The organism is Serpentinimonas sp. SSL01 (assembly GCF_056323735.1).
This window is the reverse complement of the sequence record NZ_CM150487.1, coordinates 1263910-1287401: the sequence shown is the minus strand read 5'-3', so window position 1 is coordinate 1287401 and position 23492 is coordinate 1263910. Positions and strand designations below refer to the sequence as shown.

Here is a 23492-nt window from a genome sequence, read left to right as displayed (position 1 = left end):
CGCTGCCAAGCTGCTAGAGTCGGCCCATGTTTGAATCGATGCTGCTTTCGGCACTGGTGATGGGGCTGGTGGGCGGCCCGCACTGCATCGCCATGTGCGGCGCGGCCTGCGCCGGCATTGCCCACGCCGGCGAGCCGCGGCGCGTTCGCGCTTTGCTCACCTTCCAGTTCAGCCGCCTGATAGGCTACGCGCTGCTGGGCGCGCTGGCCGCTGGCACCGTGCAGGGCTTGGCTTGGATGGGGCAGCACACCGCCATCATCCGCCCGCTCTGGACGCTGATGCACGTGGCGGCGCTGCTGCTGGGGCTGGTGCTGCTGTTGCAGGCGCGCCAGCCGGCCTTCATCGAGGGCTGGGCCCAAGGGGTGTGGCGGCGTGCGCGCCCGCTCATGAACCGGCTCGGCCCCAAAGCGCCGGCGGTGCTGGGCGTGGGCTGGGCGCTCATGCCCTGCGGGCTGTTGTATTCGGCGCTGCTGGTGGCCTCGCTGTCGGCCAGCGTGGTCAACGGCGCCGCCATCATGGCCGCTTTTGCGCTGGGCACCATGGTCTCGCTCACGGCAGCGCCGTGGCTGCTGCTCAAGCTCAAAGACGCGCGCAGCGGCGGCTGGGGCATCCGGCTGGCGGGTCTGGCGCTGGTGCTGGTCTCGAGCGCGGCGCTGTGGATGGGCATCGCGCACCCCACGGGTTTGTGGTGCGACGAGCCAGTGGCGTTTTTGCATACCGACTGCATAGTTTCATAATGCAAAATGTCACGTTGCTGCGCTGCAATAAATTTTTCTCAATAAGAAAAGTCGTTTCTTAATGCAAAATACGGCCGGTAGTACATTGTTTTTAAATGGCTATTTTTTTGTCTTGTATAAGACATAAGATTCACGGCTGACCCCGCTGCGGTCTTACACTACAGGCAACGGCGCGGCGCATTGGCCCCTAGGCCGTTGCCGCAGCCCCACCGTTTTTTTAACCTTCAGGAGTGAAGCATGTCCTCTGCCATCAACAAACAACTCAGCCGCCAGCAGCAGATCGAAGCGCTGGAGCTCGACTGGGCGCAAAACCCGCGCTGGAAAGGCGTCAAGCGCGGCTACAAAGCCGCCGACGTGGTGCGTCTGCGCGGCAGCGTGCAGCCCGAGTACACGCTGGCGCAAAACGGCGCCCGCACCCTGTGGGAGCGCGTCAACGGCGGCGCCAAAAAGGGCTACGTCAACGCCTTTGGCGCCATCACCGCCGGCCAAGCCATGCAGCAAGCCAAGGCCGGCCTCGAGGCGGTGTACCTGTCGGGCTGGCAAGTGGCGGCCGACGGCAACAGCTCCGAAACCATGTACCCGGATCAGTCGCTCTACGCCTACGATTCGGTCCCGACCATGGTGCGCCGCATCAACAACACCTTCAAGCGCGCCGACGAAATCCAGTGGAGCCGCGGTATCGAGCCCGGTTCGCCCGAGTTCATCGACTACTTCCTGCCCATCGTGGCCGACGCCGAAGCCGGTTTTGGCGGCGTGCTCAACGCCTTTGAGCTGATGAAGAACATGATCGCCGCCGGCGCCGCGGGCGTGCACTTCGAAGACCAGCTCGCGGCCGTGAAAAAATGCGGCCACATGGGCGGCAAGGTGCTGGTGCCCACCCAAGAGGCGATCGAGAAGCTGATTTCTGCGCGTTTTGCCGCCGACACCATGGGCGTGCCCACGCTCATCTTGGCGCGCACCGACGCCGAAGCGGCCAACCTGATCACCAGCGACCACGACGCCAACGACAAGCCCTTCCTCACCGGTGAGCGCACCCAAGAGGGCTTTTACCGCGTCAAAAACGGCCTCGAGCAAGCCATCAGCCGCGGCGTCGCCTACGCGCCCTACGCCGATCTGGTGTGGTGCGAAACCGGAACCCCCGACCTCGGCTTTGCGCGCGAGTTTGCCCAAGCCGTGCACGCCGCCTGCCCCGGCAAGTTGCTGTCGTACAACTGCTCGCCCTCGTTCAACTGGAAGAAAAACCTCGACGACGCCACCATCGCCAAGTTCCAAGACGAACTGTCGGCGCTGGGCTACAAGTACCAGTTCATCACGCTGGCCGGCATCCACATCAACTGGTTCAACACCTTCCAGTTCGCCCACGCCTACGCGCGCGGCGAGGGCATGAAGCACTACGTCAACATGGTGCAAGAGCCCGAGTTCGCGGCGCGCCAGCAGGGCTACACCTTCGTTTCGCACCAGCAAGAGGTGGGCGCAGGCTACTTCGACGACGTGACCACCGTGATCCAAGGCGGTTCGTCCAGCGTCAAGGCCCTCACGGGTTCGACCGAAGAAGAGCAGTTCCACTGATCAACTTCGTTGGGCCCTGGGTTGACTGGGGCGCAACAGGTTCAGCGTTTCGCCTTCAACCAAATCCCCCTTGGGTGCACGCCTTTGGGGGATCTGGCATTTCTAAAACCTTGTGCTTCGGCACTGCCTGCTCTATACTGTTGCCATAGAGTACTATGGAGCATGCCATGTCAGTCGCCTCCGTTTTCATCAACAACCGCACCCAAGCCGTGCGCCTGCCGGCCGATATGCGCCTGCCCGACGACGTCAAGCGCGTCCATATTCGCGCTGTGGGGCGCGAGCGCGTGATTGCGCCGCTGGATGGTGCTTGGGACAGCTTTTTTCTCAACTCACCAGCCGTCAGCGAAGATTTTTTGAGCGAGCGTGCCAGCCAGCAGCAAAGCGAGCGCGAAGGCTTCTAGCATGATCCGCTACCTGCTCGACACCAACATTGTCATCTACGTCATCAAGCGCAAGCCTTTGTCTGCCTTGGAGCTGTTCAACCGCCACGCAGGCCACATGGCCATTTCCTCCATCACGCTGGCAGAGTTGCTGCATGGCGCCGAAAAAAGCAGCAGAGTGGCTGAGAACCTGCGCGTGGTAGAAGACTTTGCCAGCCGCCTCGACGTCTTGTCCTATGGCCCCAAGGCTGCCGGGCATTACGGCAGCATCCGCGCCGCCTTGGAAAGAATCGGACAGCCTATAGGCATCAATGACCTGCACATTGCTGCGCATGCCCGAAGTGAAGGCCTGACGCTGGTCACCAACAACCTCGGCGAATTCAGCCGAGTGCCTGCCTTGCAGATGGAAAACTGGGTGGTTTGAGCTTGCAACTTGCGATCGCAGTTGGTTTCTTGGCTTTGTGGAGGTAAAGCTGGGCTGAACTTGCTGGCTGCTTCGTCCACAAGCAGCCCGGCCAGCCTAGGGTGTTTTGTGGGAAAATGATCGGCGCGGCCCCTAGCCGCGTTTCGTTTTTCTGTACCTGCTCATGCTCAATATCACCCTCCCCGACGGTTCTCAACGCCCATTTCCCGGCCCGGTCACGGTGGCCGACGTGGCTGCTTCCATCGGTGCCGGCCTGGCCAAGGCCGCGCTCGGGGGCAAGGTGGATGGTGTGCTGGTGGATACCGCGCACCGGATCGAGCGCGACGCCGCGCTGGCCATCGTCACCGCCAAAGACCCAGAGGGGCTGGAGCTGATCCGCCACTCCACCGCACACCTGCTGGCCTACGCGGTCAAGGAATTGTTCCCCGATGCGCAAGTGACCATCGGCCCGGTGATCGAGCACGGTTTTTATTACGACTTTGCCTACAAACGCCCGTTCACACCCGAAGACTTGGCGACAATCGAGAACAAAATGCTCGAACTCGCTGCCAAAGACGAAAAAATCGAGCGCCGCCTGCTCGGGCGCGACGCAGCGGTGGCGCACTTCAAGGCCCAAGGCGAGCACTACAAGGCCGAGATCATCGCCGGCATCCCGAGCGACGAGGCCCTGAGCCTGTACCGCGAGGGCGCCTTTGAAGACCTGTGCCGCGGCCCGCACGTGCCCAGCACCGGCAAGCTCAAGCACTTCAAGCTCATGAAGGTGGCCGGGGCCTACTGGCGCGGCGACCACCGCAACGAGATGCTGCAGCGCATCTACGGCACCGCCTGGGCCAGCAAAGAAGACTTGCAAGCCTATCTGAGCCGGCTCGAAGAGGCCGAGCGGCGCGACCACCGGCGCCTGGGGCGCGAGCTGGATCTGTTTCACATCGACGAACACGCGCCGGGGCTGGTGTTCTGGCACCCCAAGGGCTGGACTTTGTGGCAGCAGGTGGAGCAGTACATGCGCCGCATCTACCGCCAGCACGGCTACCACGAGGTGAAGGCGCCGCAGATCCTGGAGCAGACCCTGTGGCAAAAAACCGGCCACTGGGACAAGTACCGCGACAACATGTTCATCACCGAGAGCGAAAAGCGCGACTATGCCTTGAAGCCCATGAACTGCCCGGGCCACATCCTGATCTACAAACAGGGCCTCAAGAGCTACCGCGACCTGCCGCTGCGCTACGGCGAGTTTGGCCAGTGCCACCGCAACGAGCCCTCGGGCGGGCTGCACGGCATCATGCGCGTGCGCGGCTTCACGCAAGACGACGGCCACATCTTTTGCACCGAAGAGCAAATTTTGGCCGAATGCGACACCTTCACCCAGGTGCTGAAAAAAGTCTATGCCGACTTCGGTTTCCACGATATTTTGTACAAGGTCTCGACGCGCCCAGCGGCGCGCATCGGCTCCGATGCCCAGTGGGACAAGGCCGAGCAGGCGCTGATCGACAGCCTGCGCCACGCCGGCTGCGAGTTCCAGATTTCGCCGGGCGAGGGCGCTTTTTATGGCCCCAAGATCGAATACACGCTCAAGGACGCGATTGGGCGCGAGTGGCAGTGCGGCACCATTCAGGTCGATTTCAACCTCGCCGAGCGGCTCGAGGCCGAGTACGTGGCCGAAGACGGCAGCCGGCGCGCGCCGGTGATCTTGCACCGTGCCATCGTTGGCAGCCTCGAGCGCTTCATCGGCATTTTGATCGAGCAGCACGCCGGTGCGTTGCCGCTGTGGCTGGCGCCGCAGCAGGTGGCGGTGCTCAACATCACCGACGCGCAGGCCGACACCTGTCGCGAAATTGCCAAAAAACTCGAGGCGCAGGGCTTTAGGGTGGCGCTGGATTTGCGCAATGAGAAAATCACGTATAAAATCCGGGAGTTTTCCATGCAAAAGCTGCCTTACTTGGTCGTCGTGGGCGACAAAGAGAAGGCCTCTGGGGCGGTTGCGGTGCGTGCGCGCGGCAACCTAGACCTCGGTGTCATGGCCTTCGATGCCTTCGTGCAGCGCTTGCAGCACGAACTCGACACCAAGGCTTGAGCTTTTTGCTTGGCCCCCCTTCGTTTGAACCAAAGGATTTCACCATCGCTACAACTGCTCCGAACTTCCGCGATCGCCGCCACCGCGAAGAACGCGCCCACCGCCTCAACCGCGAGATCCTCGTGCCCGAGGTGCGCCTGCTGGGCCCAGAGGGCGAGGCCATCGGTGTGGTCAGCATTCAAGAAGCGCTGCGCATGGCTGGTGAACTCGACGTCGATCTGGTCGAAATCGCCGCCATCGCCAAACCCCCGGTGTGTCGCCTGATCGATTACGGCAAGTTCAAGTACGCCGAGCAGAAAAAAGCCGCCGAAGCCAAGTCGAAGCAAAAAGTCATCGAGGTCAAGGAAATCAAGTTCCGCCCCGGCACCGATGACGGCGACTACCACATCAAGATGCGCAACATCCGCCGCTTCCTCGAAGAAGGCGACAAGTGCAAGGTGACGCTGCGTTTTCGGGGCCGCGAGATCACGCACCAAGAAATCGGGCTGGCGCTGTTGCAGCGCATCCGCGAAGAGCTCGGCGATGCGATCGTGGTGGAGCAATTCCCCAAGCTCGAAGGGCGCCAGATGATCATGATGATTGCCCCCGGACGCAAAAAGTCGGGGGGCACCAAACCGGTGTCGGAAACGGCACCCGTCGCCCAGCCTGCTTAAGGGCAGGGCGACAACGCTTGCAGCGGGGCGGTCACCCGCTGCAAGCCATAAGTGGCTCGGGGCCTACAAGCCTGCGGTGGGTATCGCAGCGCCTCACGAGCACCATTCAAGAAGGAGCACAAAATGCCCAAAATGAAGACCAAGAGCAGCGCGAAAAAGCGTTTTCGCGTTCGTCCGGGTGGCACCGTCAAGCGCGGCCAAGCCTTCAAGCGTCACATCCTGACCAAGAAGAGCACGAAAAACAAGCGCCAGCTGCGCGGTGCAGTGAATGTGCATGAGACCAATATGGGTCACATGGCGCAGATGCTGCCCTTTGCCGGCCTGTAATCCAACCCGACGAACAAGGAGTTTTCTATGCCTCGCGTCAAACGTGGTGTAACGGCACGCGCCCGTCACAAAAAAGTATTGGCTTTGGCCAAAGGTTTCCGCGGCCGCCGCGGCAATGTCTATCGCATCGCCAAACAGGCGGTGATGAAGGCCGGCCAGTACGCCTACCGCGACCGCCGCGCCCGCAAGCGCGTGTTTCGCCAGCTGTGGATTGCGCGCATCAACGCCGGCGCGCGCGAACTCGGCCTGAGCTACAGCCAGTTTGCCAACGGTCTGAAAAAAGCCGCCATCGCCATCGACCGCAAGGTGCTGGCTGATCTGGCCGTCAACGACCGCGCCGCTTTTGCGCGCATTGTTGAGCAGGCGCGGGCGCACCTTGGCGCAGCCCCCGCTGTGGCAGCCTGATCTGGGCCTTGTTACGGCGTGATGAGGGCTTGAAGAGGGCCCGATGGCTGGACGCCGCGCTGGTGTGGCGGCCAACCAGAGCCCCCCTCTAGGCGAGGGCCAGCGCTGTACGGCACTGGCCCTTTTTGTTTGTGTTTCCACTTGGCCTTTACCGGCTCCCTTGATAGGCCCATGAGCCGCTGCTGCAAGCCTGGGCTCGGATGCAATGCGATGAACGAACTCGACACCCTGCTGCAATCGGCGCGCGCGCAGTTCGCGCAGGCCCACACCCCCGCCGAGCTCGAAAACGCCAAGGCCCAGTACCTAGGCAAGAGCGGCCGCCTGACCGAACTCATGAAAGGGCTGGCCAGCCTGAGCGTGGACGAGAAAAAGACCCGGGGCGCGGCCATCAATGTAAGCAAGCAGGCCATCGAGGCCGCGCTCAACCAGCGCCGCGCCGAGCTGGCCGAGGCCGAACTGCAGCGCCAGTTGCAGGCCGAGGCGCTGGACGTGACGCTGCCCGGGCGCCAGCGCGGCAGCGGCGGCCTGCACCCGGTGAGCCTGACGCTGGAGCGCATCGAGGCCATTTTTGGCTCCATGGGTTTTGCGGTCGCCGACGGCCCCGAGATCGAAACCGACTGGTTCAACTTCACCGCGCTCAACACGCCCGCCGACCACCCGGCGCGCTCGATGCACGACACCTTTTACGTGCAGGTGGGCGAGCAGCCCGAGCCCTATCTGCTGCGCACCCACACCAGCCCGATGCAGATCCGCCACGCGCTGCAACACGTGCAGCGCCACAAGCAGCTGGCGGGGGCGGATGCCGCCGCGCTGTTTGACGGCGCCATGCCCGAAATCCGCGTGATTGCGCCCGGCCGCACCTACCGCGTGGACAGCGACGCCACCCATTCGCCCATGTTCCACCAGTGCGAGGGGCTGTGGATCGGCGAAAACGTGAGCTTCAAAGACCTGAAGTTCGTGTTCACCGATTTTTGCCGCACCTTCTTCGAATCCGACGATCTGGTGTTGCGATTTCGCCCCAGCTTCTTTCCCTTCACCGAGCCCAGCGCCGAGATCGACATCCAGTTTCAGTCTGGCCCGCTGGCCGGGCGCTGGCTCGAGGTGGCGGGATCGGGTCAGGTGCACCCCAACGTGGTGCGCAACATGGGGCTATGCCCCGAGCGCTACATCGGCTTTGCCTTTGGCATGGGGCCCGACCGCCTGACCATGCTGCGCTACGGCGTGGCCGATTTGCGCCTGTTTTTCGACGGCGACCTGCGGTTTTTGCGCCAGTTTCAATGAGTTTGGCGCCGCCCATCGTTCGTTGACCCCCCTCAATGCCCCGCCCGAGAGCACACGATGCAATTCCCCGAATCCTGGTTGCGCGAATTTTGCAACCCCCCCTTGAGCAGCGAGCAGCTGGCCGACACCCTGACCATGGCCGGCCTGGAGGTCGAAGAGCGCCGCCCCGCCGCGCCGCCTTTTAGCGGCGTGGTGGTGGCTCGCATCGAGCACCTCGAGCCGCACCCACAGGCAGAGCGGCTGCGCGTCTGCCAAGTCGATGTGGGCGGCGGCGAGCGCTTGCAGATCGTCTGCGGTGCGCCCAATGCGCGCGCGGGCATGGTGGTGCCGTGCGCGCGTGTGGGGGCGGTGCTGCCGCCGGGGCCAGACGGCGAGCCGCTGCACATTGGGCTCGGGCAACTGCGTGGCGTGGCCAGCCACGGCATGCTGTGCTCGGCGCAGGAGCTGGGCATCGCCGACGACGCCAGCGGCTTGCTCGAACTGCCCGCCGACGCTCCGCTGGGGCAAGACGTGCGCGCCTGCCTGCAGCTCGATGATCAAATTTTCACCCTCAAGCTCACCCCCAACCTGGCGCACTGCCTGAGCGTCTATGGCGTGGCGCGCGAGCTGGCCGCGCTCACCGGGGCGCCGCTGCACACCCCGGCCTGGCCGCGGGTGGCCCCCACGCACACCGAGGTGCTGCCGGTGCAAGTGCTTGCCCCCGATCTGTGCGGGCGCTTCAGCGGCCGCATCGTGCGCGGCATCAACGCCGGCGCCGCCACCCCGACCTGGATGGTGCAGCGGCTGGCGCGCTGCGGCCAGCGCAGCGTTTCGGCGCTGGTGGACATCTCCAACTACGTGATGTTCGAGTTCGGCCGCCCCTCCCACATTTTTGACTTGGCGCACATCGAGGGCGGCTTGCAGGTGCGCTGGGGCTGCGCCGGCGAGACGCTGCAGCTGCTCAACGGCCAAACGGTGAGCGTGGACGAAACGGTGGGCGTGATCGCCGACGCGCAGGCGCTGGAGTCGCTGGCCGGCATCATGGGCGGGGCAGCCACAGCGGTGAGCGACGCCACGCGCGATGTCTATCTCGAGGCCGCTTTTTGGTGGCCCAAGGCCATCGCCGGGCGCTCGCGCCGCTACCACTTCAGCACCGACGCCGGGCACCGCTTCGAGCGCGGGGTCGATCCGGCCACCACGGTCGAGCACCTCGAGCGCATCACCGAGCTGATTGTGCAGATTTGCGGCGGCCAACCCGGCCCGATCGACGACCAGATCCTGAACCTGCCGCAGCCGCAGCCGGTGGCGCTGCGGGTGGCGCGCGCGGCCAAGGTGATCGGCATGCCGCTCACGCTCGAGCAGTGCGCGCAGGCGCTGCGCCGCCTCGGGCTGCAGGTGCACGAAGGGCAGGGCAGCCTGAGCATGACGCCGCCTTCGTACCGCTTCGATTTGCAGATTGAAGCCGACCTGATCGAAGAAGTGGCGCGCCTGATCGGCTACGAGCACCTGCCGCACACGCCGCCGCTGGCGCCGGTGACGGCGCTGGCGCAGCCCGAGCGCCGCCGCGGCCCCTACGCGTTGCGGCGCCAACTGGCGCAGCTGGGCTACCAAGAAACCATCAACTTCAGCTTCGTGCAAGAGCGCTGGGAGCGCGACTGGGCGGGCAACGCCCAGCCGATCGCCCTGCTCAACCCGATCGCCAGCCAGATGAGCGTGATGCGCTCCTCGCTGCTGGGCAGCTTGCTGGCGGTGCTCAAGTTCAACACCGACCGCAAGGCCGAGCGCGTGCGCGTGTTCGAGCTCGGGCGCGTGTTTCGCCACGACGCGGCGGTGCCCGACGGCCCCACCAGCGTGGCCGGGGTGGCGCAGCCGCTGCGCGTGGCGGCACTGGCCTGGGGCGATGCGCTGCCGTTGCAGTGGGGCGAGGGTGCGCGCAGCGTCGATTTCCACGACCTCAAGGGCGATCTGCAAGCCCTGCTGGCGCCGCGCCAAGCGCGCTTCGAGCCGGCCGAGCACCCGGCGCTGCACCCGGGCCGCTGCGCCCAAGTGTGGCTCGACGGGCAGGCGATCGGTTACATCGGCGAGCTGCACCCGCGCTGGCGCCAGAGCGAGGGCTGGCAGCAGGCCCCGGTGCTGTTCGAGCTCGAGCTCGAGCCGCTGCTGCAGCGCGAGCTGGTGCAGGCGCAACCGGTGCACCGCCACCAGCCGGTGCAGCGGGACCTAGCCGTGGTGCTGCCCGAGCGCGTCGCGCACGCCGAGCTGCTGGCCACCGTGCGCGGCGCCGACCGCACCGGCTGGCTCACCGACGTGCGCTTATTTGATATTTACCGCCCCAAGCTGGGGCACAATGCGGGGGCTGGCAGCCTAGTCGAAGGCGAGCAGAGTTGGGCTTTGCGCCTGACGCTGGAGCGCGACGACGCCAACCTGACCGATGCGCAAATCGATGCCGTGGTGCAGTCGGTGCTGGCCGCGTTGTCGGCACAATTGCACGCGCGCTTGCGCGCCTGATTACCCCATCCGCTGGAGACCTCTGTTGTGAGCCTGAGCAAGCCCCTGCCCGACCCCGATCTGAGCGAAACCGCGCCAGACGACAACACCCTGACCAAAGCCCAGATGGCCGAGCTGCTGTACCAGCAAATCGGCTTCAACAAGCGCGAATCCAAAGATTTGGTCGAGGCATTTTTTGACCAGATCGCCGAACGCCTGATTGAGGGCGATGACGTGAAGCTGTCGGGCTTTGGCAATTTTCAGGTGCGCACCAAATCCCCGAGGCCCGGCCGCAACCCGCGCACGGGCGAGTCGGTGGCCATTGCGGCGCGGCGCGTGGTCACGTTCCACGCCAGCCCCAAGCTCAAAGAGGCGGTGCAGGCCGGGATGGTGGAGTCGGCGCAGGCTGAAGCGGCGCCTGCACCCACCCAGCGGTTTTGAAGGGGGTCTTGAGTAAGCTTTGAGGGGGATGCTTTTGAAGGCCCTTCAGGCCGCAGCCCAGCGCGCTTCCAAGTCGAGCAAAGCCTGTTTGCGCGCCACTCCGCCGGTGTAGCCGGTGAGCTGGCCTTTGCTGCCCAGCACGCGGTGGCAGGGCAGTACGATGCCGATCGGGTTGCGCCCCAGCGCTCCACCCACAGCCCGCGCCGCACGCGGCCGCCCAATGGCGCGGGCGATGTCTAGGTAACTGCACACTTGGCCCGGCGCGATGCCCGCCAAAGCCCCCCACACCGCCTGCTCAAAGGCGCTGCCCCGGCTCAGGTCGAGCGGCAGATCAAAGCGTTGGCGCACACCGGCAAAGTATTGCTCCAACTGCAGTGCGGTTTGGCACAGCAGCGGGAGTTCGGGGTTGGGCGCTGCGACGGTGGCCCAAGCGGGAATGCCAGATTGGTCGGCAAACCAAACGCCCAGCAGGTGTTCGGGTTGTGCCACCAGCAGCAGCTCGCCTATGGGGCAGGTGAGGCGGATTTGGTGCATGACGGCGGTGCTGAAACCCGGTTATGCAACCGCGAGGTAGCGCGCAGAAAGCACGCGGTCGAGTGGAGCGGGTGAAGGGAATCGAACCCTCGTATCAAGCTTGGGAAGCTGGCGTTCTACCATTGAACTACACCCGCAACAGGCCGTTGCGCGAGGTCAACGGGCCTGAATCATAACCGATTCATAACCGATCTGTGGCCGGTTGCTCCCCCAGTGGTTTACACCCAGCGGGTTGCTTGTGGGTAATTTGCTGGATCATGCTGCAGCGCGTTATCAGACTTCGCGCCGGCGTGCCAAGGGCGGGTTGCGCTCAAAGTAGGCCACGATGCCGCGCAGCATGGCGTCGGCCATCTGGTTTTGAAAGCGCGGGTCGCGCAGGCGGCGCTCTTCGTCGGGGTTGCTGATGAAGGTGGTTTCGATCAACAGGCTGGGGATGTCGGGTGCGCGCAGCACGGCAAAGCCGGCTTGTTCGACGCGGGGCTTGTGCAGGCGCCCGACACGGCCTATTTCGCGCAACATCACATCGCCCACGCGCAGGCTGTCGTTGATCTGCGCCGTCGTGCTCATGTCGAGCATGATGCGCTGCAGCACCGTTTCTTGCTCGCGCAGATTGACCCCGCCCACCTTGTCGGCGGCGTTTTCACGGTTGGCCATCCATTGGGCGGCGGCGCTGGTGGCACCGCGCTCGCTGAGCGCAAACACGCTCGAGCCGCGTGGGCGCGGCGTGAAAAACGCATCGGCGTGTACGCTCACAAACAGATCGGCCTGCACCCGGCGCGCCTTTTGCACCCGCACCCGCAGCGGCACGAAGTAGTCGCCGTCGCGCGTCATGAAGGCGCGCAAGGTGTGGCCGTTGACTTGGGTGCGGTTGACGCGATCGCGCAATTTGCGGGCAATCGACAGCACCACGTCCTTTTCGCGCGTGCCGCCAGGGCCGATGGCCCCTGGGTCTTCGCCGCCGTGACCGGCGTCAATGGCAACGACGATCAGGCGGTCGGCGCGGCCGCCGGTGCTGCCGCTGGGCCCGGCGCGTGGCCGGCTTGCACCCGAGGCGGTTGCGGTCGGAGTCGAAGGCCTGGTGGGGGCCTGGTTGGCCTGCGCCTGAGCGGGTGGGGCTGGCGTGGCCGCAGCCGGAGGGGGCGGCAGCCTGATGGTTCCAAGGCTGGGCGCAGCGGCGCGCTGGTCGTCAGGCAAGCGGGCAATCAACTCGCCCAGCGGGTCGGGGGGGCTGGGCGCAGCGGGTGCCGGAACAGGCGCGCTGTCGTTGGGGGCTCCAGCGGCTGCCGTGGCGGGTTCGTTGAGCTCGCGCAGGCGCTGCGCAATCAGTTCATCCAGCGGGTCGCGCGCTTGCACGGGGTACAGATCGAGCACGAGGCGGTGCTGGAACGCGGCCACCGGGGTGAGCTGGAACACCTGCGGATTGATCGGGCGCTTCAAGTCCACCACCAGCCGCACCACCCGGGGCGCGTGCTGCGCGACGCGAATCGCGGCCACGTTGGGGTCGTCGGGGCGCACCTTGCCGGTGATCTGCTGCACCATCGGGGCCAGCTCGATGCCCTCGAGGTCCAGCGCCACCCGGGGCGGGTCGGTCATGAAGTGCGGCGTGGCTTGCAGCGCGGCGTCGGATTCGATGGTCAGGCGGGTGTAGTCGGGCGCCGGCCACAGGCGCACGGCCACGATGGTGGCACCCCAAGCCAGCTGCGGCGCGCCGAGCGTGAGCACCAAGCTCGAGCCCAGCCACTGCAGGGCGCTGCGGCGCCTCATGCCTGCAAAGCCTCCAGCAGACGCACGCCCCGTGCACTGCGCGCGCGCACCCGCAACCGGCGGCTGTCGTCGGCCAGGGTTTCGAGGTGCAGTTCGAGGTCGGGCATGGGCAACATTCCAGCGGCTTTTTGGGGCCACTCTACCAGCTTGAGTCCGGGTTGTGTAAAAAGTTCACGCAGTCCCGCATCTTCCCACTCTTGAGGGTTGATTAATCGATAAAAATCTGCATGCACGGCCTCCAAGCCGGCGCTCCAGCGCGGGCACGCTTCGAGGCGGTAGGTCTCGACGATGGCGTAGCTGGGGCTTTTGATGCGGCCCTGCACACCCAAAGCGCGCAGCAGATGGCGCACAAAGGTGGTTTTGCCGCTGCCCAGATCGCCATGCCAGTGCAAGTGCGCCTGCCCGATCTGGTCGCAGGTGGCCAGCCGGGCAGCGAGCGCAGCCGTGGCGCTCTCATCAGCCAGCAGCAGGGTTGTGCAGGCCAGCGGCTGCGCCGCCGGGGCTGTGCTTCCTACAATCGCAGGGTTATGTTCGATGCGGCTCAATTCGTCACACAAATACAAGGCTGGGGCCGGGAGTTGGGATTTTCGCAAATCGGCGTGGCCAGCGTCGATTTGTCCAGCGCCGAAGACGGGCTGCGGCGCTGGCTCGAGGCCGGCTTTCACGGCGAGATGGGCTACATGGCCGCGCACGGCCTCAAGCGCGCCCGCCCGGCCGAGCTGGTACCCGGCACCCTGAGCGTGATCAGCGCACGCATGGATTATCTGCCCAGCAGCCACGGGCCTGATTGGCGTGAGCAAGAATGGCATGGTTTGCAGCAGCCTTTGCAAGGCAGCGTCGCCTTGTACGCCCGGGGGCGCGACTACCACAAGGTGTTGCGTCAGCGGCTGCAGCGGCTGGCCCAGCGCATCGAGCAGGGTTTGCAAGAACAGGGCGGGCCAACTGCGGCTGCGCCCACCGACAGCAGTGCGGCGGCGCAGAACCCTGTCAGCTGGCGCGTGTTCACCGACTCGGCCCCGGTGCTCGAGGTCGAGCTGGCGCAGCGCAGCGGCCTAGGCTGGCGCGGAAAACACACGCTGGCCTTGAGCCGCGACGCCGGCTCGATGTTTTTTTTGGGCGAGATTTTCCTCAACTTTGAACTGCCCCCCAGCGCCGCAGTCAGCGGCCACTGCGGCCACTGCCGCGCTTGCCTCGATGTGTGCCCAACGCAGGCCATCGTGGTCCCGTACCGGCTCGATGCGCGCCGCTGCATCGCCTACCTCACGATCGAACATGCCGGGCCGATTGCGCCCGAGCTGCGGCCCCTGATCGGCAACCGCATCTACGGTTGCGACGACTGCCAACTGGTGTGCCCGTGGAACAAATACGCCCAGCGCGCGCGCGTGCCCGATTTCGAGCCGCGGGAGCCCCTGCAAGCGCCCGAGCTGCTGCGCGTCTGGGGCTGGAGCCAAGCGGGCTTTGAGCGCCACACCGAAGGCACCCCGATTCGGCGCATCGGCCACGAGCGCTGGCTGCGCAACGTAGCGGTGGCGCTGGGCAATGCGTTGGCGGGCGGGGGGCTGGAGCCAGAGCAGGTACAAGCCATACGAGCAGCGCTGGCCAGCAGGCTCGAAGACCCGAGCACCTTGGTGCGCGAGCATGTGCGCTGGGCATTGGTGCCGGAAAGAGGAATCGAACCCCCGACCTTCTCATTACGAATGAGCTGCTCTACCGACTGAGCTATTCCGGCTTGCGGGGCGGCGCGCTGGCGTCGGCCACCCAGCCTCTGATTATATTGCCTTGGGGGCTGGCTGCAGTGAGCTGGCTGCAGTGAGGGCTTGCCGGGGGAGGGGGCAGTTACACTACACCCTTCGCGTTTTTTGGCTTCGTATGGACATCGTTTTGCTGCTCAAGGCCGCCGTGATGGGGCTGGTGCAGGGCATCACCGAGTTTTTGCCGATTTCTTCCACCGGGCACCTGATCCTGACCTCGGCCTTGCTCGGGCTCTACGGCGAGAAGGTGCGGCTGTTCGAGGTTGTGATCCAGGTCGGGGCGCTGCTGGCCATCGTCTCGGTCTATCTGGAGCGGTTGCTGGACACTGCCAAGGGGCTGCCGCGTGGCGACGCCGTGGCTTGGCGCTTCACCAGCAACCTCGTCATCGGCTGCCTGCCGGCGGTAATCCTGGGAGTGCTGTTCTTCGACTTCATCACCGGCGTGCTGTTCAACCCGCTGGTGGTGGCCTTCAGTTTCATCTCGGGCGGGCTGGTGATCCTGTGGGTCGAGGCCAGGCAGGCGCGTCAGCCGCCGCAGCGCATCCAAGAGGTCGACGCGGTGGGCTGGCGCGATTCGCTCACCGTCGGGCTGATCCAGTGCCTGGCGCTGGTGCCGGGTGTGAGCCGCTCGGGGGCCACCATCGTCGGGGCCATGGCCTTTGGCTTTTCGCGCCGCGCCGCCACCGAGTTCAGTTTTTTTCTCTCGATCCCGATGCTGGTCGGGGCAGCGGGCTATGACCTGTACAAAAACGCCGATCTGCTCACCCGCGCCGACCTGCCGTTTTTTGCCGTCGGCATGGTCGTGACTTGGCTTTCGGCTTGGGCTTGCGTGCGCTGGCTGCTGCGTTACGTGGCGCAGCACACTTTTGTGCCCTTTGCCTGGTACCGCATCGGCTTTGGGCTGCTGGTGCTGCTCACGGCCTACATGGGCTGGGTGGACTGGACGCGCTAAAAAAAGCTGCGCAGCGCCTGGTCGATGGCCGCCGCGCTTTCCTCGGGGCGCTCCATGGGGAACAGGTGGCTGCCCTCGATGGTTTGCAGCCGCTCGCTGGGCGTGCTGCCCACCAGCTGGTGCGTGAGCGCCAAGCCCACCTGGCGCAGCTCGACCGAATCGCTGCCGCCGACGAAAGCCAGCGGGCACGCCAACGGGTGCCGGCGCAGCAGCCGGTCGAGGTGGTGCGGCAAGGTGTTGTAGATGGCGGTTTCGACTTCGCGCTCGAAGCTCAGCACGCGTCGGCTGCCCTGTGCGGTGGCGACCTCGTGCGTGCCGTGCTCGATGTAGTCGTGCAGCACCCGCTGGTCCCAGCGCGCAAAGGCTTTTTTGTGGGCAAAGTGCGCCAGCGCCTCGGCCGCGTTGGCCCAGCTGTTGCGCCGCTTGCGGCTCACCTGCCCGGGCGACACGGCGCCGATGAGCCGCGTCCGCTTGGCGGCTTCTAGGGCGCGGGCACGCCAACCGCTGAGCAGGGGCGAATCGAGCAGCACCACCCCGGCCACCGGCTGGCCGCCCAGCAGCGGGTGCTTGGCGGCGCACATCAGGCTCAGGTAGCCGCCCAGCGAATGGCCCACCAGATACAAAGGCGTGTCGCGCTCGGCCGCGCTGGGGTACTGGCGCAGCACGAAATCGGCCAGCTGCTGCACCAGGTGCGGCCAGTTGCTGGTCACCGGGTAGGCCGGGTCGTGGCCAAATTTTTCGGGCGCACTGACCGAGTAGCCCAGCTGCTGCAAGCGCTCGAACAGCACGCGGTAGGTGGGGCCAGGAAAGCTGTTGGCGTGCGAGAACACGATCCGGGGTGGCGCTGACGGTGGCGCTGACGGTGGCGAAGGGGTCATCAAAACGGCAGGGTGAAGCGAAGGGTCAAAACGGCGGTACAAAGGGGCTGGAGCAGAGCGCTGATTCTCGCTGATCCGCTGCGTGCGCCACCCCCAAAGCGCTGGTGCTGCGCCTAGCCCATGTCGCACAATCGACACCAAGCCAATCTGTTTTTTAGCCCGCAATGCGGCCCGTGCCATGAGCAAAGCCTTCACCAAAGAAACCGATGCCGACGACGGCGAGGACGACGCCCTCGGCGCCGCCGCGCTGCCCGCTGGCGGCAAAAACTACATCACACCCGCCGGCCACCAGCGCCTGCGCGCCGAGCTGCTGCACCTGCTCGACGTCGAGCGCCCGCGCGTGGTCGAGGTGGTGCACTGGGCCGCCAGCAACGGCGACCGCTCAGAAAACGGCGACTACCTGTATGGCAAGAAGCGCCTGCGCGAGATCGACCGCCGCATCCGCTTCCTGACGCGCCGCCTCGACATCGCGGTGGTGGTCGACCCCAGCCTACAGCACGGCAGCGAGCAGGTGTTTTTTGGTGCTCGGGTGCGCTACGCGCGCGCCGACGGCAGCGAGGCCACGGTGCAGATTTTGGGCATCGACGAGGCCGAACCGAGCTTGGGGCAGATCAGCTGGGTAGCACCCGTGGCGCAGGCGCTGCTCAAAGCGCGGGTGGGCGATGAGGTGCGGGTGCACACCCCGGCGGGTTGGGAGCTGCTGGAGGTGCTGGAAGTCAGCTACCCGGCCGCTGTGGACGCAGGCGCTGCGCCCGCACCACCGACGCCGTGCGCTTGAGCTGGCGCAGCACCTGGGCCAGGTGCACGCGGTCGCGCACCGCCAGCGCAAAGCGCAGGTCGATGGTGTTTTGGCCGCGCTCGTCGCCCATGTGCAGGTGCGTGATGTCAGCATCCGCCGCCGCCAGCGCCGCCGCCACCTTGGCCAGCACGCCGGTGCCGTTGTTCACGGTCACGAGCACGCTGGTTTCGAACGGTCGTGTGGGCTCCTCGGACCACTCCACCTCGAGGAAACGCTCGCTGTCGCGGTGCAGCAGGCGCTTGCCGACGGGGCAGTCGTCGGTGTGCACCACCAAGCCGTCGCCCTTGCCCAGATAGCCGACGATGCGGTCGCCCGGAATCGGCAGGCAGCAGTCGGCGTATTGCACCGAAGCGCCTTCGCTGCCGTCGAGCGAGACCACGCCCTGGCTGGCTTGGTCGGCGGCGGCGATGCCGTAGCGCTCTTGGCTGATGAGCAGCACATCGGGCTTGTGGCCGATCTCGCCCAGCAGCGCGGCCAGTTTTTTGGCCACCATGCCAGCGATGCGCTTGCCCAGCCCGAGGTCGGTGAGCAGCTCGCGCCGGTTGCGGTTGCAGGCAAAGCGCAGCAGTTTGTCCCACGCCGCTTGGTGCGCTTCGTCGGCGTCGTCGGGCAGGCCGATGAAACCCTCGGCGCGCAGCGCCTGCAGCAGCAAGCGCTCGCCCAGCGCGTGCGATTCTTCGAGGGCCAGCGTTTTGAGGTGGTGGCGGATTTTGGAGCGCGCGCGCCCGGTTTTAACGAATCCGAGCCACGCCGGGTTGGGTTGCGCGTGCGGCGAGGTGAGGATTTCGACCACGTCGCCGTTTTTGAGCCGGGTGCTCAAGGGCACCTGTTCGCCGTTGACCTTGGCCCCAATGGCGCGGTTGCCGACGTCGGAGTGGATGGTGTAGGCAAAATCCACCACCGTGGCGCCGTGCGCCAGCGTGAGGATGCGGCTCTTGGGCGTGAACACATAGACCGAATCCGGGAACAGGTCGATCTTGATGTGGTCCAAAAATTCGGCCGCGTCGTGCGTCACGTTCTGGATGTCGAGCAGCGATTGCAGCCACTGCGCATCGGGCTCGATGGCGGCTTGGGCGTCGGGCGCGCCGGATTTGTAGAGCCAGTGCGCGGCCACGCCGGATTCGGCCACCACGTCCATCGCCGGGGTGCGCAACTGGAATTCGATGTTGGCGCCCAATGGCCCGACCAGCGTGGTGTGCAGCGACTGGTAGCCGTTCATCTTGGCGATGGCGATGTAGTCGCGGAACTTGCCCGGCAGCGGTTTGTAGATCTGGTGCAAGATGCCCAGCGCCCGGTAGCAATCCAGCAGCTCGGGCAGGATGACGCGAAAACCGTACAGGTCGGTGACCTGGGCAAAGGACAGGTGCTTGCTGTCCATTTTGTTGTAGATCGAGTAGAGCGTTTTTTCGCGCCCGACAATGCGCGCCTCGAGGCCGTGGCGCAAAAACGCGCCCTCGATCTCGCCGCGCACCTTGGCCACGAGGTCTTTGCGGCGGGTTCGCGATTTGTCTAGCGCTTTGGAGAGCGCCCGATAGCGCCAAGGGTGCAGGTGCCTGAAGGCGAGGTCTTGCAGTTCGCGGTAGTTGTTGTTCAGGCCCAGCCGGTGCGCGATGGGGGCGTAGATTTCGAGCGTTTCGGCGCTGATGCGGCCCCATTTGCGCCGCGGCATGTCGCCCAGGGTGCGCATGTTGTGGGTGCGGTCGGCCAGCTTGATGAGGATCACGCGCACGTCGCGCGCCATCGCCAGCAGCATTTTGCGAAAAGATTCGGCTTGGTTTTGCTCGCGGCTGTCGAATTCGAGCTTGTCGAGCTTGGTCAGGCCGTCAACCAGATCGGCCACTTGGGGGCCAAAGGCTTGCACCAGATCGTCTTTGGTGCAGCCGCAGTCTTCGAGCACGTCGTGCATCAGCGCCGCGCACAGGGCTTGGGCATCGAGTTTCCATTCGGTGCACTGCAGCGCCACGGCAATCGGGTGCGTGACGTAGGGGTCGCCGTTGTTGCGCAACTGCCCGGCGTGGGCTTGGTCGGCAAAGCGAAAGGCCTGCCGCACTTGTTCGATTTCGGCGGCGCTGAGGTAATCCAAAGCCGCCTCGAGCGCGGAAAAGCGGGCCGCAACCAAGGCCTGCGGTGCGGCCGAGGCGCCGGTTTCGGTGGTGGCGATGGCATGCTCGCTCATGATCCCGCTACTTTAGCCGCTTTGGCTTGGGCTTGCATGACGGACGCCACTATAGTCTCGGCGCTCGCGTGGCCGAGCGGCCCCATGCTGGGCTGGGTGCCGGGCTGGGTACGAGGTTCGGTACCGGATTCAGGAGGGTACTTTTTTGAGCATTTCCAGCCCGATTTTGCCGTCGGCAATTTCGCGCAGGGCGGTCACCACCGCTTTGTTTTTGCTCTCGACCTTGGGGGTGTGGCCCTGGTTGAGCATGCGCGCCCGGTAGGTGGCGGCCAACACGAGCTGAAAGCGGTTGGGGATTTTTTCCAGACAATCTTCGACGGTGATGCGGGCCATGGGGTGCGTATTGAAGTGAATGGACGGGGCTTGAGCGCTTAGATTTGCAGGGCCGCGAAGATCGCGGCGCGCTGGCGGCGCTGGGTGGCCACACGCAAGCGCTGAGCCTGGGCGATCGTCTGCAGATCGAGCAAGGCGCGCTCAAAAGAATCGTTGATTATAACGAAGTCGAAGCGATCGACTTGCGCCACCTCGGCCACCGCATTGCGCAGCCGCAGTTCGATCACCTCGGCGCTGTCTTCGGCACGCCGCTGCAGGCGCTGGCGCAGCTCGTCCCAGCTCGGGGGCAGGACAAAGATCAGGGCCGCATGGGGGAACTGCTGCTTGATCTGCAGCGCGCCTTGGTAGTCGATCTCCAGCACCAGGTCGGCGCCGCTGCGCAGCGCGTCGGCCAGCGCCTGGCGCGAGGTGCCGTAGCGCTGGCCGTGCACGTGCGCCCACTCCACAAAAGCGCCCTCGGCCAGCAACTGGTCAAAGGTCGAGGCGCTCACGAAGTGGTACTCGCGCCCATCGCGCTCCTGTCCGCGCGGCGCCCGGGTGGTGTGCGAGACCGACAGCGCCAGTTGCGCGTCGGCTTGGCGCCAGGCCTTGACCAAGCTCGATTTGCCGGTGCCGCTGGCGGCACAGACGACGTAGAGGTTGCCGGGGTAGTCCATGTTTATTCGAGGTTTTGCACCTGTTCGCGCATCTGCTCGATCAGCACCTTCATATCGACGGCGATGCGCGTCAGCGCCAAGCTGGACGATTTGCTGCCCAAGGTGTTGGCCTCGCGTTGCAGCTCTTGAATCAGGAAGTCGAGTCGCTTGCCCACCTCGCCGCCGCGCTCGAGCAGTTGCCCGATTTCCTTGAGGTGCGACTGCAGCCGCGTCAGTTCCTCGGCGATGTCGAGCCGCAGGGCGTAGGCGGTGGCTTCGCTCAGGGCGCGCTCTTGGGCGGCGGCCGGAGCCGGGGCCGAAACGGATGCGGTGGCGGTGTGGCCCATGGCCTCGTTCCAGCGCTCCAGAAAGCGCAAGCGCTGCTGCTCGACCTGGGCCGGCACCAGCGGTTGCGCCTGCTGCGCCAGCGCCTGCAGTTGCTGCAAGCGCTCGTGCAGCGTCTGGGCCAAGCGTGCGCCTTCGCGTTCGCGGGCGCTGCGCAAATCGTGCAGCACCTGCTCGAACAAGCCGGATACGGCCTCGGTCAGGGCGCTGGGGAGCGGGGTCGAACGCGCCACCAGCTGCAGCAGCTCGGCCACCGAGAGCTCGCGCGCTTGCGGCATCCAAGTGCGGATTTGGTCTTGCATGGCGAGCAGTTTTTGCAGTTCGGCGCTGCTGGGGGCGCGCCAACCGGCGTCGGTCCGGCCCTCGACCCACGCGCGCACCTCGACCTTGCCGCGCTTGAGAAGCGCTTGCACGCGCTCGCGCAACGCTGGTTCGCTGGCGCGCAGCTCGTCGCTCAAGCGAAAGCCCAAGTCCAGAAAGCGGCTGTTGACGGAGCGAATCTCGACCCCCAGCACGAGTTCGGGCGCGTGCTCGGGGGCTGCGGCGGGGCGCAGGCGCTGGCTGGCGCAGGCATAACCGGTCATGCTGTAAACTGGCACGGATTCACTCTCTTGTTGATCTGATTGCAAAGCTGCGGGTGCTCGCTCTGCGCCGATTATGTCAAAGACCAAACCCGCCCCCCTGCCCCCCGACACCCTCATAGGCGGTTACCGGATCGTGCGCCTGCTGGCCAGCGGCGGCTTTGGCTTGGTTTATCTGGCGCTTGATCCCGCTGGGCTCAAGGTGGCGCTCAAGGAGTACCTGCCGGCTGCTTTGGTTCTGCGCGCTGCCGGCGAGCTCTTGCCGGTGGTGCCGCCCGAAAAGCTCTCGCTGTACCGGCTGGGCCTCAAAAGCTTTTTTGAGGAAGGGCGGGCGCTGGCGCAGATTTCGCATCCTTCGGTGGTGGGGGTGCAGAATTTTTTTCGCGAAAACGAGACCGTTTATATGGTCATGGACTTGCTCGAGGGCGCCTCGTTGCAAGAGTTCATCGTCACGGCGCGCGCGCTCAAGCGAAAAAAGATTTTGCGCGAGGCCACCATCCGCTCGCTCTTTGATGAGTTGTTGCGCGGCTTGCGTATCGTGCATCAGCACAAAATGCTGCACCTGGACATCAAGCCCGCCAACGTGTTCATCACCGACGCCAACAAGGCCGTGTTGATCGATTTTGGCGCCGCGCGCGAGGTGCTGAGCAACGAAGGCAACTTCGTGCGCCCCATGTACACCCCGGGCTTTGCTGCCCCCGAGATGTACCAGCGCGGTGCCCAGTTGGGCCCCTGGACCGATCTGTACGCCGTGGGTGCCTGCCTGTACTCTTGCATGCAGGGCTACCCGCCCCATGACGCGCCGCAGCGCCTCGAAAAAGACCGGCTGCCGCTGGCCATGTCGCGCCTGCGTGGCTTGTACTCCGACAGCCTGATCGAGGTTGTGCAGTGGTGTATGGCGATGTCGCCCACCGCGCGGCCGCAGTCGGTGTTCGAGCTACAAAAAGAATTGCAGCGCGAACCGGTTCCCACCTTTACCCCGCCTAGCCTGGCCGACAAGCTGCGCCAGCAGGTCGGCCGCATCTGGCCGGGTTCAGCCAAACTGCCGGTCACGCCCTCGGGGCGCTCCAGTTTTTATCCCAAGTCATGAAATTTTCGGTTTATCAAGTCAGCAGCCAAGGAGGGCGCGACGACAACGAGGACCGCCTGGGCTACACCCACTCTCCGGAGGGGGTTTTGCTCGTCTTGGCCGATGGCATGGGGGGCTACAGTGGCGGCGAGCGTGCGGCCGAGATTGCGGTGCGGATTTATACCCAGTCTTTCCTGGCCCAGGCCAAGCCCCGGCTGGCCAACCCGCCGGTTTTTCTGCAGCACACTTTGCTGCAAGCCAACCGCGCCATCGTCGATTACGCCCGCTCCAACGACCTGCCCGAGCAGCCGCGCACCACCTTGGTGGCGGCGGTGCTGCAAGACGGCCAACTGTGGGCAGTGCACGCAGGCGACTCGCGCTTATACGGGTTGCGCGACGGGCGGGTGTGGTTTCGCACGCGCGACCACAGCCACCATGACAAGCCTGAGCTGTTTGCGCACCTGCCCCCTCCGCCCAATCGGAATCTGCTTTTTACTTGTTTGGGTTCGTCCACGCCGCCTTTGTTCGATCACACCGGCCCTTTGGCGCTGCGCCCTGGCGATCAGTTGCTGTTGTGTTCTGATGGCTTGTGGTCGCCCTTGAGCGACGACGCAATCGCTTCTGGCCTGCAAGGGCGCTCGCTGCGCGATGGCGTACCCGACATGGTGCGCCTGGCCTTGCTCAAGGCCGGCCCGCACAGCGACAACGTGTCTCTGCTGGCGCTGGAGTGGGAGGGCGCCGGAGCTGCCGAGCCGGCGCCCCAAGCCACATTCGACGCAGCCCCTAAGCCAAATGCCCACAACCAGCCGCCCTCCGGGGCGGATAGCGATGTGTTCGATCTGGAGCGCATCGAGCAATCGATCGATGAGATCCAAGCCGCCATCCGCCGCACCGCCAATGGCCGCAACCGACCCTAATATT

General features: G+C 65.3%; 23 protein-coding genes, 2 tRNA genes and 1 pseudogene. 16 read left to right on the top strand and 10 right to left on the bottom strand.

Annotation, left to right across the window (positions count from 1 at the left end):
- Positions 1-26 precede the first annotated feature (26 nt).
- The 11 genes from ACVMK0_RS06105 (at position 27) to ACVMK0_RS06055 (ending at position 10754) form a co-directional block, all read left to right on the top strand.
- Positions 27-737 carry a sulfite exporter TauE/SafE family protein gene (locus ACVMK0_RS06105; RefSeq protein WP_045535762.1) on the top strand — a complete coding sequence of 237 codons (711 nt, stop codon included), beginning with the start codon at positions 27-29 and terminating at the stop codon, positions 735-737.
- A gap of 237 nt (positions 738-974) precedes the next feature.
- Entirely contained in the window at positions 975-2306 is a 1332-nt protein-coding gene (aceA, locus tag ACVMK0_RS06100) for an isocitrate lyase (RefSeq protein ID WP_250960879.1), read from the top strand.
- Between the two features lie 167 nt (positions 2307-2473).
- A complete protein-coding gene (gene vapB / locus ACVMK0_RS06095) occupies positions 2474-2707 on the top strand; it encodes a type II toxin-antitoxin system VapB family antitoxin (RefSeq protein WP_045537733.1) in 234 nt (77 codons plus the stop codon).
- Between the two features lies 1 nt (position 2708).
- Positions 2709-3110: a type II toxin-antitoxin system tRNA(fMet)-specific endonuclease VapC gene (gene vapC / locus ACVMK0_RS06090; protein WP_045535760.1), complete on the top strand. Its 402-nt coding sequence runs from the start codon at positions 2709-2711 to the stop codon at positions 3108-3110.
- Positions 3111-3273: 163 nt separating this feature from the next.
- Complete coding sequence (gene thrS, locus ACVMK0_RS06085; protein ID WP_476463260.1) at positions 3274-5181, top strand: threonine--tRNA ligase; 1908 nt, start codon at positions 3274-3276, stop codon at positions 5179-5181.
- 44 nt (positions 5182-5225) lie between these two features.
- Complete coding sequence (gene infC / locus ACVMK0_RS06080; RefSeq protein WP_082027267.1) at positions 5226-5834, top strand: translation initiation factor IF-3; 609 nt, start codon at positions 5226-5228, stop codon at positions 5832-5834.
- Positions 5835-5957: 123 nt separating this feature from the next.
- Positions 5958-6161, top strand: coding sequence for a 50S ribosomal protein L35 (rpmI, locus tag ACVMK0_RS06075; protein WP_045535757.1), 204 nt, complete (start codon positions 5958-5960; stop codon positions 6159-6161).
- Positions 6162-6188: 27 nt separating this feature from the next.
- Positions 6189-6566, top strand: a complete 378-nt coding sequence (gene rplT / locus ACVMK0_RS06070; RefSeq protein ID WP_045535756.1) for a 50S ribosomal protein L20 — start codon at positions 6189-6191, stop codon at positions 6564-6566.
- Between the two features lie 210 nt (positions 6567-6776).
- The gene (pheS, locus tag ACVMK0_RS06065; RefSeq protein ID WP_045535755.1) at positions 6777-7847 is read left to right on the top strand and encodes a phenylalanine--tRNA ligase subunit alpha; all 1071 of its coding nucleotides are present in this window, start codon (positions 6777-6779) and stop codon (positions 7845-7847) included.
- Between the two features lie 57 nt (positions 7848-7904).
- The gene (pheT, locus tag ACVMK0_RS06060) at positions 7905-10334 is read left to right on the top strand and encodes a phenylalanine--tRNA ligase subunit beta (RefSeq protein ID WP_476463259.1); all 2430 of its coding nucleotides are present in this window, start codon (positions 7905-7907) and stop codon (positions 10332-10334) included.
- A gap of 105 nt (positions 10335-10439) precedes the next feature.
- A complete protein-coding gene (locus ACVMK0_RS06055; protein ID WP_476464654.1) occupies positions 10440-10754 on the top strand; it encodes an integration host factor subunit alpha in 315 nt (104 codons plus the stop codon).
- A 45-nt stretch (positions 10755-10799) separates the two neighbouring features.
- Here ACVMK0_RS06055 and ACVMK0_RS06050 read toward each other — a convergent pair whose 3' ends face one another.
- From ACVMK0_RS06050 to tsaE, 4 genes are all read right to left on the bottom strand, one after another.
- Positions 10800-11288, bottom strand: coding sequence for a methylated-DNA--[protein]-cysteine S-methyltransferase (locus tag ACVMK0_RS06050; protein WP_476463258.1), 489 nt, complete (start codon positions 11286-11288; stop codon positions 10800-10802).
- A 63-nt stretch (positions 11289-11351) separates the two neighbouring features.
- Positions 11352-11425: transfer RNA gene (locus ACVMK0_RS06045), tRNA-Gly, on the bottom strand.
- A gap of 136 nt (positions 11426-11561) precedes the next feature.
- Positions 11562-13052 (bottom strand): N-acetylmuramoyl-L-alanine amidase, encoded by a 1491-nt coding sequence (locus ACVMK0_RS06040; protein WP_034114379.1) that lies wholly within the window; start codon positions 13050-13052, stop codon positions 11562-11564.
- Positions 13049-13615: a tRNA (adenosine(37)-N6)-threonylcarbamoyltransferase complex ATPase subunit type 1 TsaE gene (gene tsaE, locus ACVMK0_RS06035; RefSeq protein ID WP_476463257.1), complete on the bottom strand. Its 567-nt coding sequence runs from the start codon at positions 13613-13615 to the stop codon at positions 13049-13051. Before tsaE ends, ACVMK0_RS06040 begins: the two co-directional genes overlap by 4 nt.
- Here tsaE and queG point away from each other — a divergent pair.
- A pseudogene (queG, locus tag ACVMK0_RS06030) lies at positions 13580-14707 on the top strand (tRNA epoxyqueuosine(34) reductase QueG); the annotation flags it as partial. The gene tsaE and the pseudogene queG overlap by 36 nt on opposite strands.
- Here queG and ACVMK0_RS06025 read toward each other — a convergent pair.
- Positions 14706-14781: transfer RNA gene (locus ACVMK0_RS06025), tRNA-Thr, on the bottom strand. The pseudogene queG and the gene ACVMK0_RS06025 sit on opposite strands and share 2 nt — an antisense overlap.
- Positions 14782-14921: 140 nt before the next feature.
- Between ACVMK0_RS06025 and ACVMK0_RS06020 the strand changes: the two genes are divergently transcribed.
- Positions 14922-15755, top strand: coding sequence for an undecaprenyl-diphosphate phosphatase (locus ACVMK0_RS06020; protein WP_045535751.1), 834 nt, complete (start codon positions 14922-14924; stop codon positions 15753-15755).
- Here the strand turns inward: ACVMK0_RS06020 and ACVMK0_RS06015 are convergent.
- Positions 15752-16633 carry an alpha/beta fold hydrolase gene (locus tag ACVMK0_RS06015; protein ID WP_476463256.1) on the bottom strand — a complete coding sequence of 294 codons (882 nt, stop codon included), beginning with the start codon at positions 16631-16633 and terminating at the stop codon, positions 15752-15754. The two genes, ACVMK0_RS06020 and ACVMK0_RS06015, sit on opposite strands and share 4 nt — an antisense overlap.
- A gap of 178 nt (positions 16634-16811) precedes the next feature.
- Here ACVMK0_RS06015 and greB point away from each other — a divergent pair, with 178 nt between their 5' ends.
- Positions 16812-17411, top strand: a complete 600-nt coding sequence (greB, locus tag ACVMK0_RS06010) for a transcription elongation factor GreB (RefSeq protein ID WP_250960873.1) — start codon at positions 16812-16814, stop codon at positions 17409-17411.
- Here the strand turns inward: greB and ACVMK0_RS06005 are convergent.
- The 4 genes from ACVMK0_RS06005 to ACVMK0_RS05990 form a co-directional block, all read right to left on the bottom strand.
- Positions 17350-19608 (bottom strand): RelA/SpoT family protein, encoded by a 2259-nt coding sequence (locus ACVMK0_RS06005; RefSeq protein ID WP_476463255.1) that lies wholly within the window; start codon positions 19606-19608, stop codon positions 17350-17352. The genes greB and ACVMK0_RS06005 overlap by 62 nt on opposite strands.
- 129 nt (positions 19609-19737) lie before the next feature.
- Positions 19738-19941 carry a DNA-directed RNA polymerase subunit omega gene (gene rpoZ / locus ACVMK0_RS06000; protein WP_045535747.1) on the bottom strand — a complete coding sequence of 68 codons (204 nt, stop codon included), beginning with the start codon at positions 19939-19941 and terminating at the stop codon, positions 19738-19740.
- 38 nt (positions 19942-19979) lie between these two features.
- A complete protein-coding gene (gene gmk, locus ACVMK0_RS05995; RefSeq protein WP_045535746.1) occupies positions 19980-20597 on the bottom strand; it encodes a guanylate kinase in 618 nt (205 codons plus the stop codon).
- A gap of 2 nt (positions 20598-20599) precedes the next feature.
- Positions 20600-21520, bottom strand: a complete 921-nt coding sequence (locus ACVMK0_RS05990; RefSeq protein ID WP_082027265.1) for a YicC/YloC family endoribonuclease — start codon at positions 21518-21520, stop codon at positions 20600-20602.
- Between the two features lie 58 nt (positions 21521-21578).
- On the opposite strand from ACVMK0_RS05990, the gene ACVMK0_RS05985 reads away from it, so the two are divergent.
- Together ACVMK0_RS05985 and ACVMK0_RS05980 are read left to right on the top strand one after the other, a co-directional pair.
- Positions 21579-22592: a serine/threonine protein kinase gene (locus ACVMK0_RS05985; RefSeq protein ID WP_045535744.1), complete on the top strand. Its 1014-nt coding sequence runs from the start codon at positions 21579-21581 to the stop codon at positions 22590-22592.
- Positions 22589-23488, top strand: a complete 900-nt coding sequence (locus tag ACVMK0_RS05980) for a PP2C family protein-serine/threonine phosphatase (protein WP_045535743.1) — start codon at positions 22589-22591, stop codon at positions 23486-23488. The genes ACVMK0_RS05985 and ACVMK0_RS05980 overlap by 4 nt, the downstream gene beginning before the upstream one ends.
- Positions 23489-23492 lie beyond the last annotated feature (4 nt).

Bases quoted from the DNA above. Each gene is read 5' to 3' on its own strand.
- ACVMK0_RS06105 (WP_045535762.1), top strand. From the start codon at position 27: ATGTTTGAATCGATGCTGCTTTCGGCACTGGTGATGGGGCTGGTGGGC.
- aceA (WP_250960879.1), top strand. From the start codon at position 975: ATGTCCTCTGCCATCAACAAACAACTCAGCCGCCAGCAGCAGATCGAA.
- vapB (WP_045537733.1), top strand. From the start codon at position 2,474: ATGTCAGTCGCCTCCGTTTTCATCAACAACCGCACCCAAGCCGTGCGC.
- vapC (WP_045535760.1), top strand. From the start codon at position 2,709: ATGATCCGCTACCTGCTCGACACCAACATTGTCATCTACGTCATCAAG.
- thrS (WP_476463260.1), top strand. From the start codon at position 3,274: ATGCTCAATATCACCCTCCCCGACGGTTCTCAACGCCCATTTCCCGGC.
- rpmI (WP_045535757.1), top strand. From the start codon at position 5,958: ATGCCCAAAATGAAGACCAAGAGCAGCGCGAAAAAGCGTTTTCGCGTT.
- rplT (WP_045535756.1), top strand. From the start codon at position 6,189: ATGCCTCGCGTCAAACGTGGTGTAACGGCACGCGCCCGTCACAAAAAA.
- pheS (WP_045535755.1), top strand. From the start codon at position 6,777: ATGAACGAACTCGACACCCTGCTGCAATCGGCGCGCGCGCAGTTCGCG.
- pheT (WP_476463259.1), top strand. From the start codon at position 7,905: ATGCAATTCCCCGAATCCTGGTTGCGCGAATTTTGCAACCCCCCCTTG.
- ACVMK0_RS06055 (WP_476464654.1), top strand. From the start codon at position 10,440: ATGGCCGAGCTGCTGTACCAGCAAATCGGCTTCAACAAGCGCGAATCC.
- ACVMK0_RS06050 (WP_476463258.1), bottom strand. From the start codon at position 11,288: ATGCACCAAATCCGCCTCACCTGCCCCATAGGCGAGCTGCTGCTGGTG.
- ACVMK0_RS06040 (WP_034114379.1), bottom strand. From the start codon at position 13,052: ATGAGGCGCCGCAGCGCCCTGCAGTGGCTGGGCTCGAGCTTGGTGCTC.
- ACVMK0_RS06020 (WP_045535751.1), top strand. From the start codon at position 14,922: ATGGACATCGTTTTGCTGCTCAAGGCCGCCGTGATGGGGCTGGTGCAG.
- ACVMK0_RS06015 (WP_476463256.1), bottom strand. From the start codon at position 16,633: ATGACCCCTTCGCCACCGTCAGCGCCACCGTCAGCGCCACCCCGGATC.
- greB (WP_250960873.1), top strand. From the start codon at position 16,812: ATGAGCAAAGCCTTCACCAAAGAAACCGATGCCGACGACGGCGAGGAC.
- ACVMK0_RS06005 (WP_476463255.1), bottom strand. From the start codon at position 19,608: ATGAGCGAGCATGCCATCGCCACCACCGAAACCGGCGCCTCGGCCGCA.
- rpoZ (WP_045535747.1), bottom strand. From the start codon at position 19,941: ATGGCCCGCATCACCGTCGAAGATTGTCTGGAAAAAATCCCCAACCGC.
- gmk (WP_045535746.1), bottom strand. From the start codon at position 20,597: ATGGACTACCCCGGCAACCTCTACGTCGTCTGTGCCGCCAGCGGCACC.
- ACVMK0_RS05985 (WP_045535744.1), top strand. From the start codon at position 21,579: ATGTCAAAGACCAAACCCGCCCCCCTGCCCCCCGACACCCTCATAGGC.
- ACVMK0_RS05980 (WP_045535743.1), top strand. From the start codon at position 22,589: ATGAAATTTTCGGTTTATCAAGTCAGCAGCCAAGGAGGGCGCGACGAC.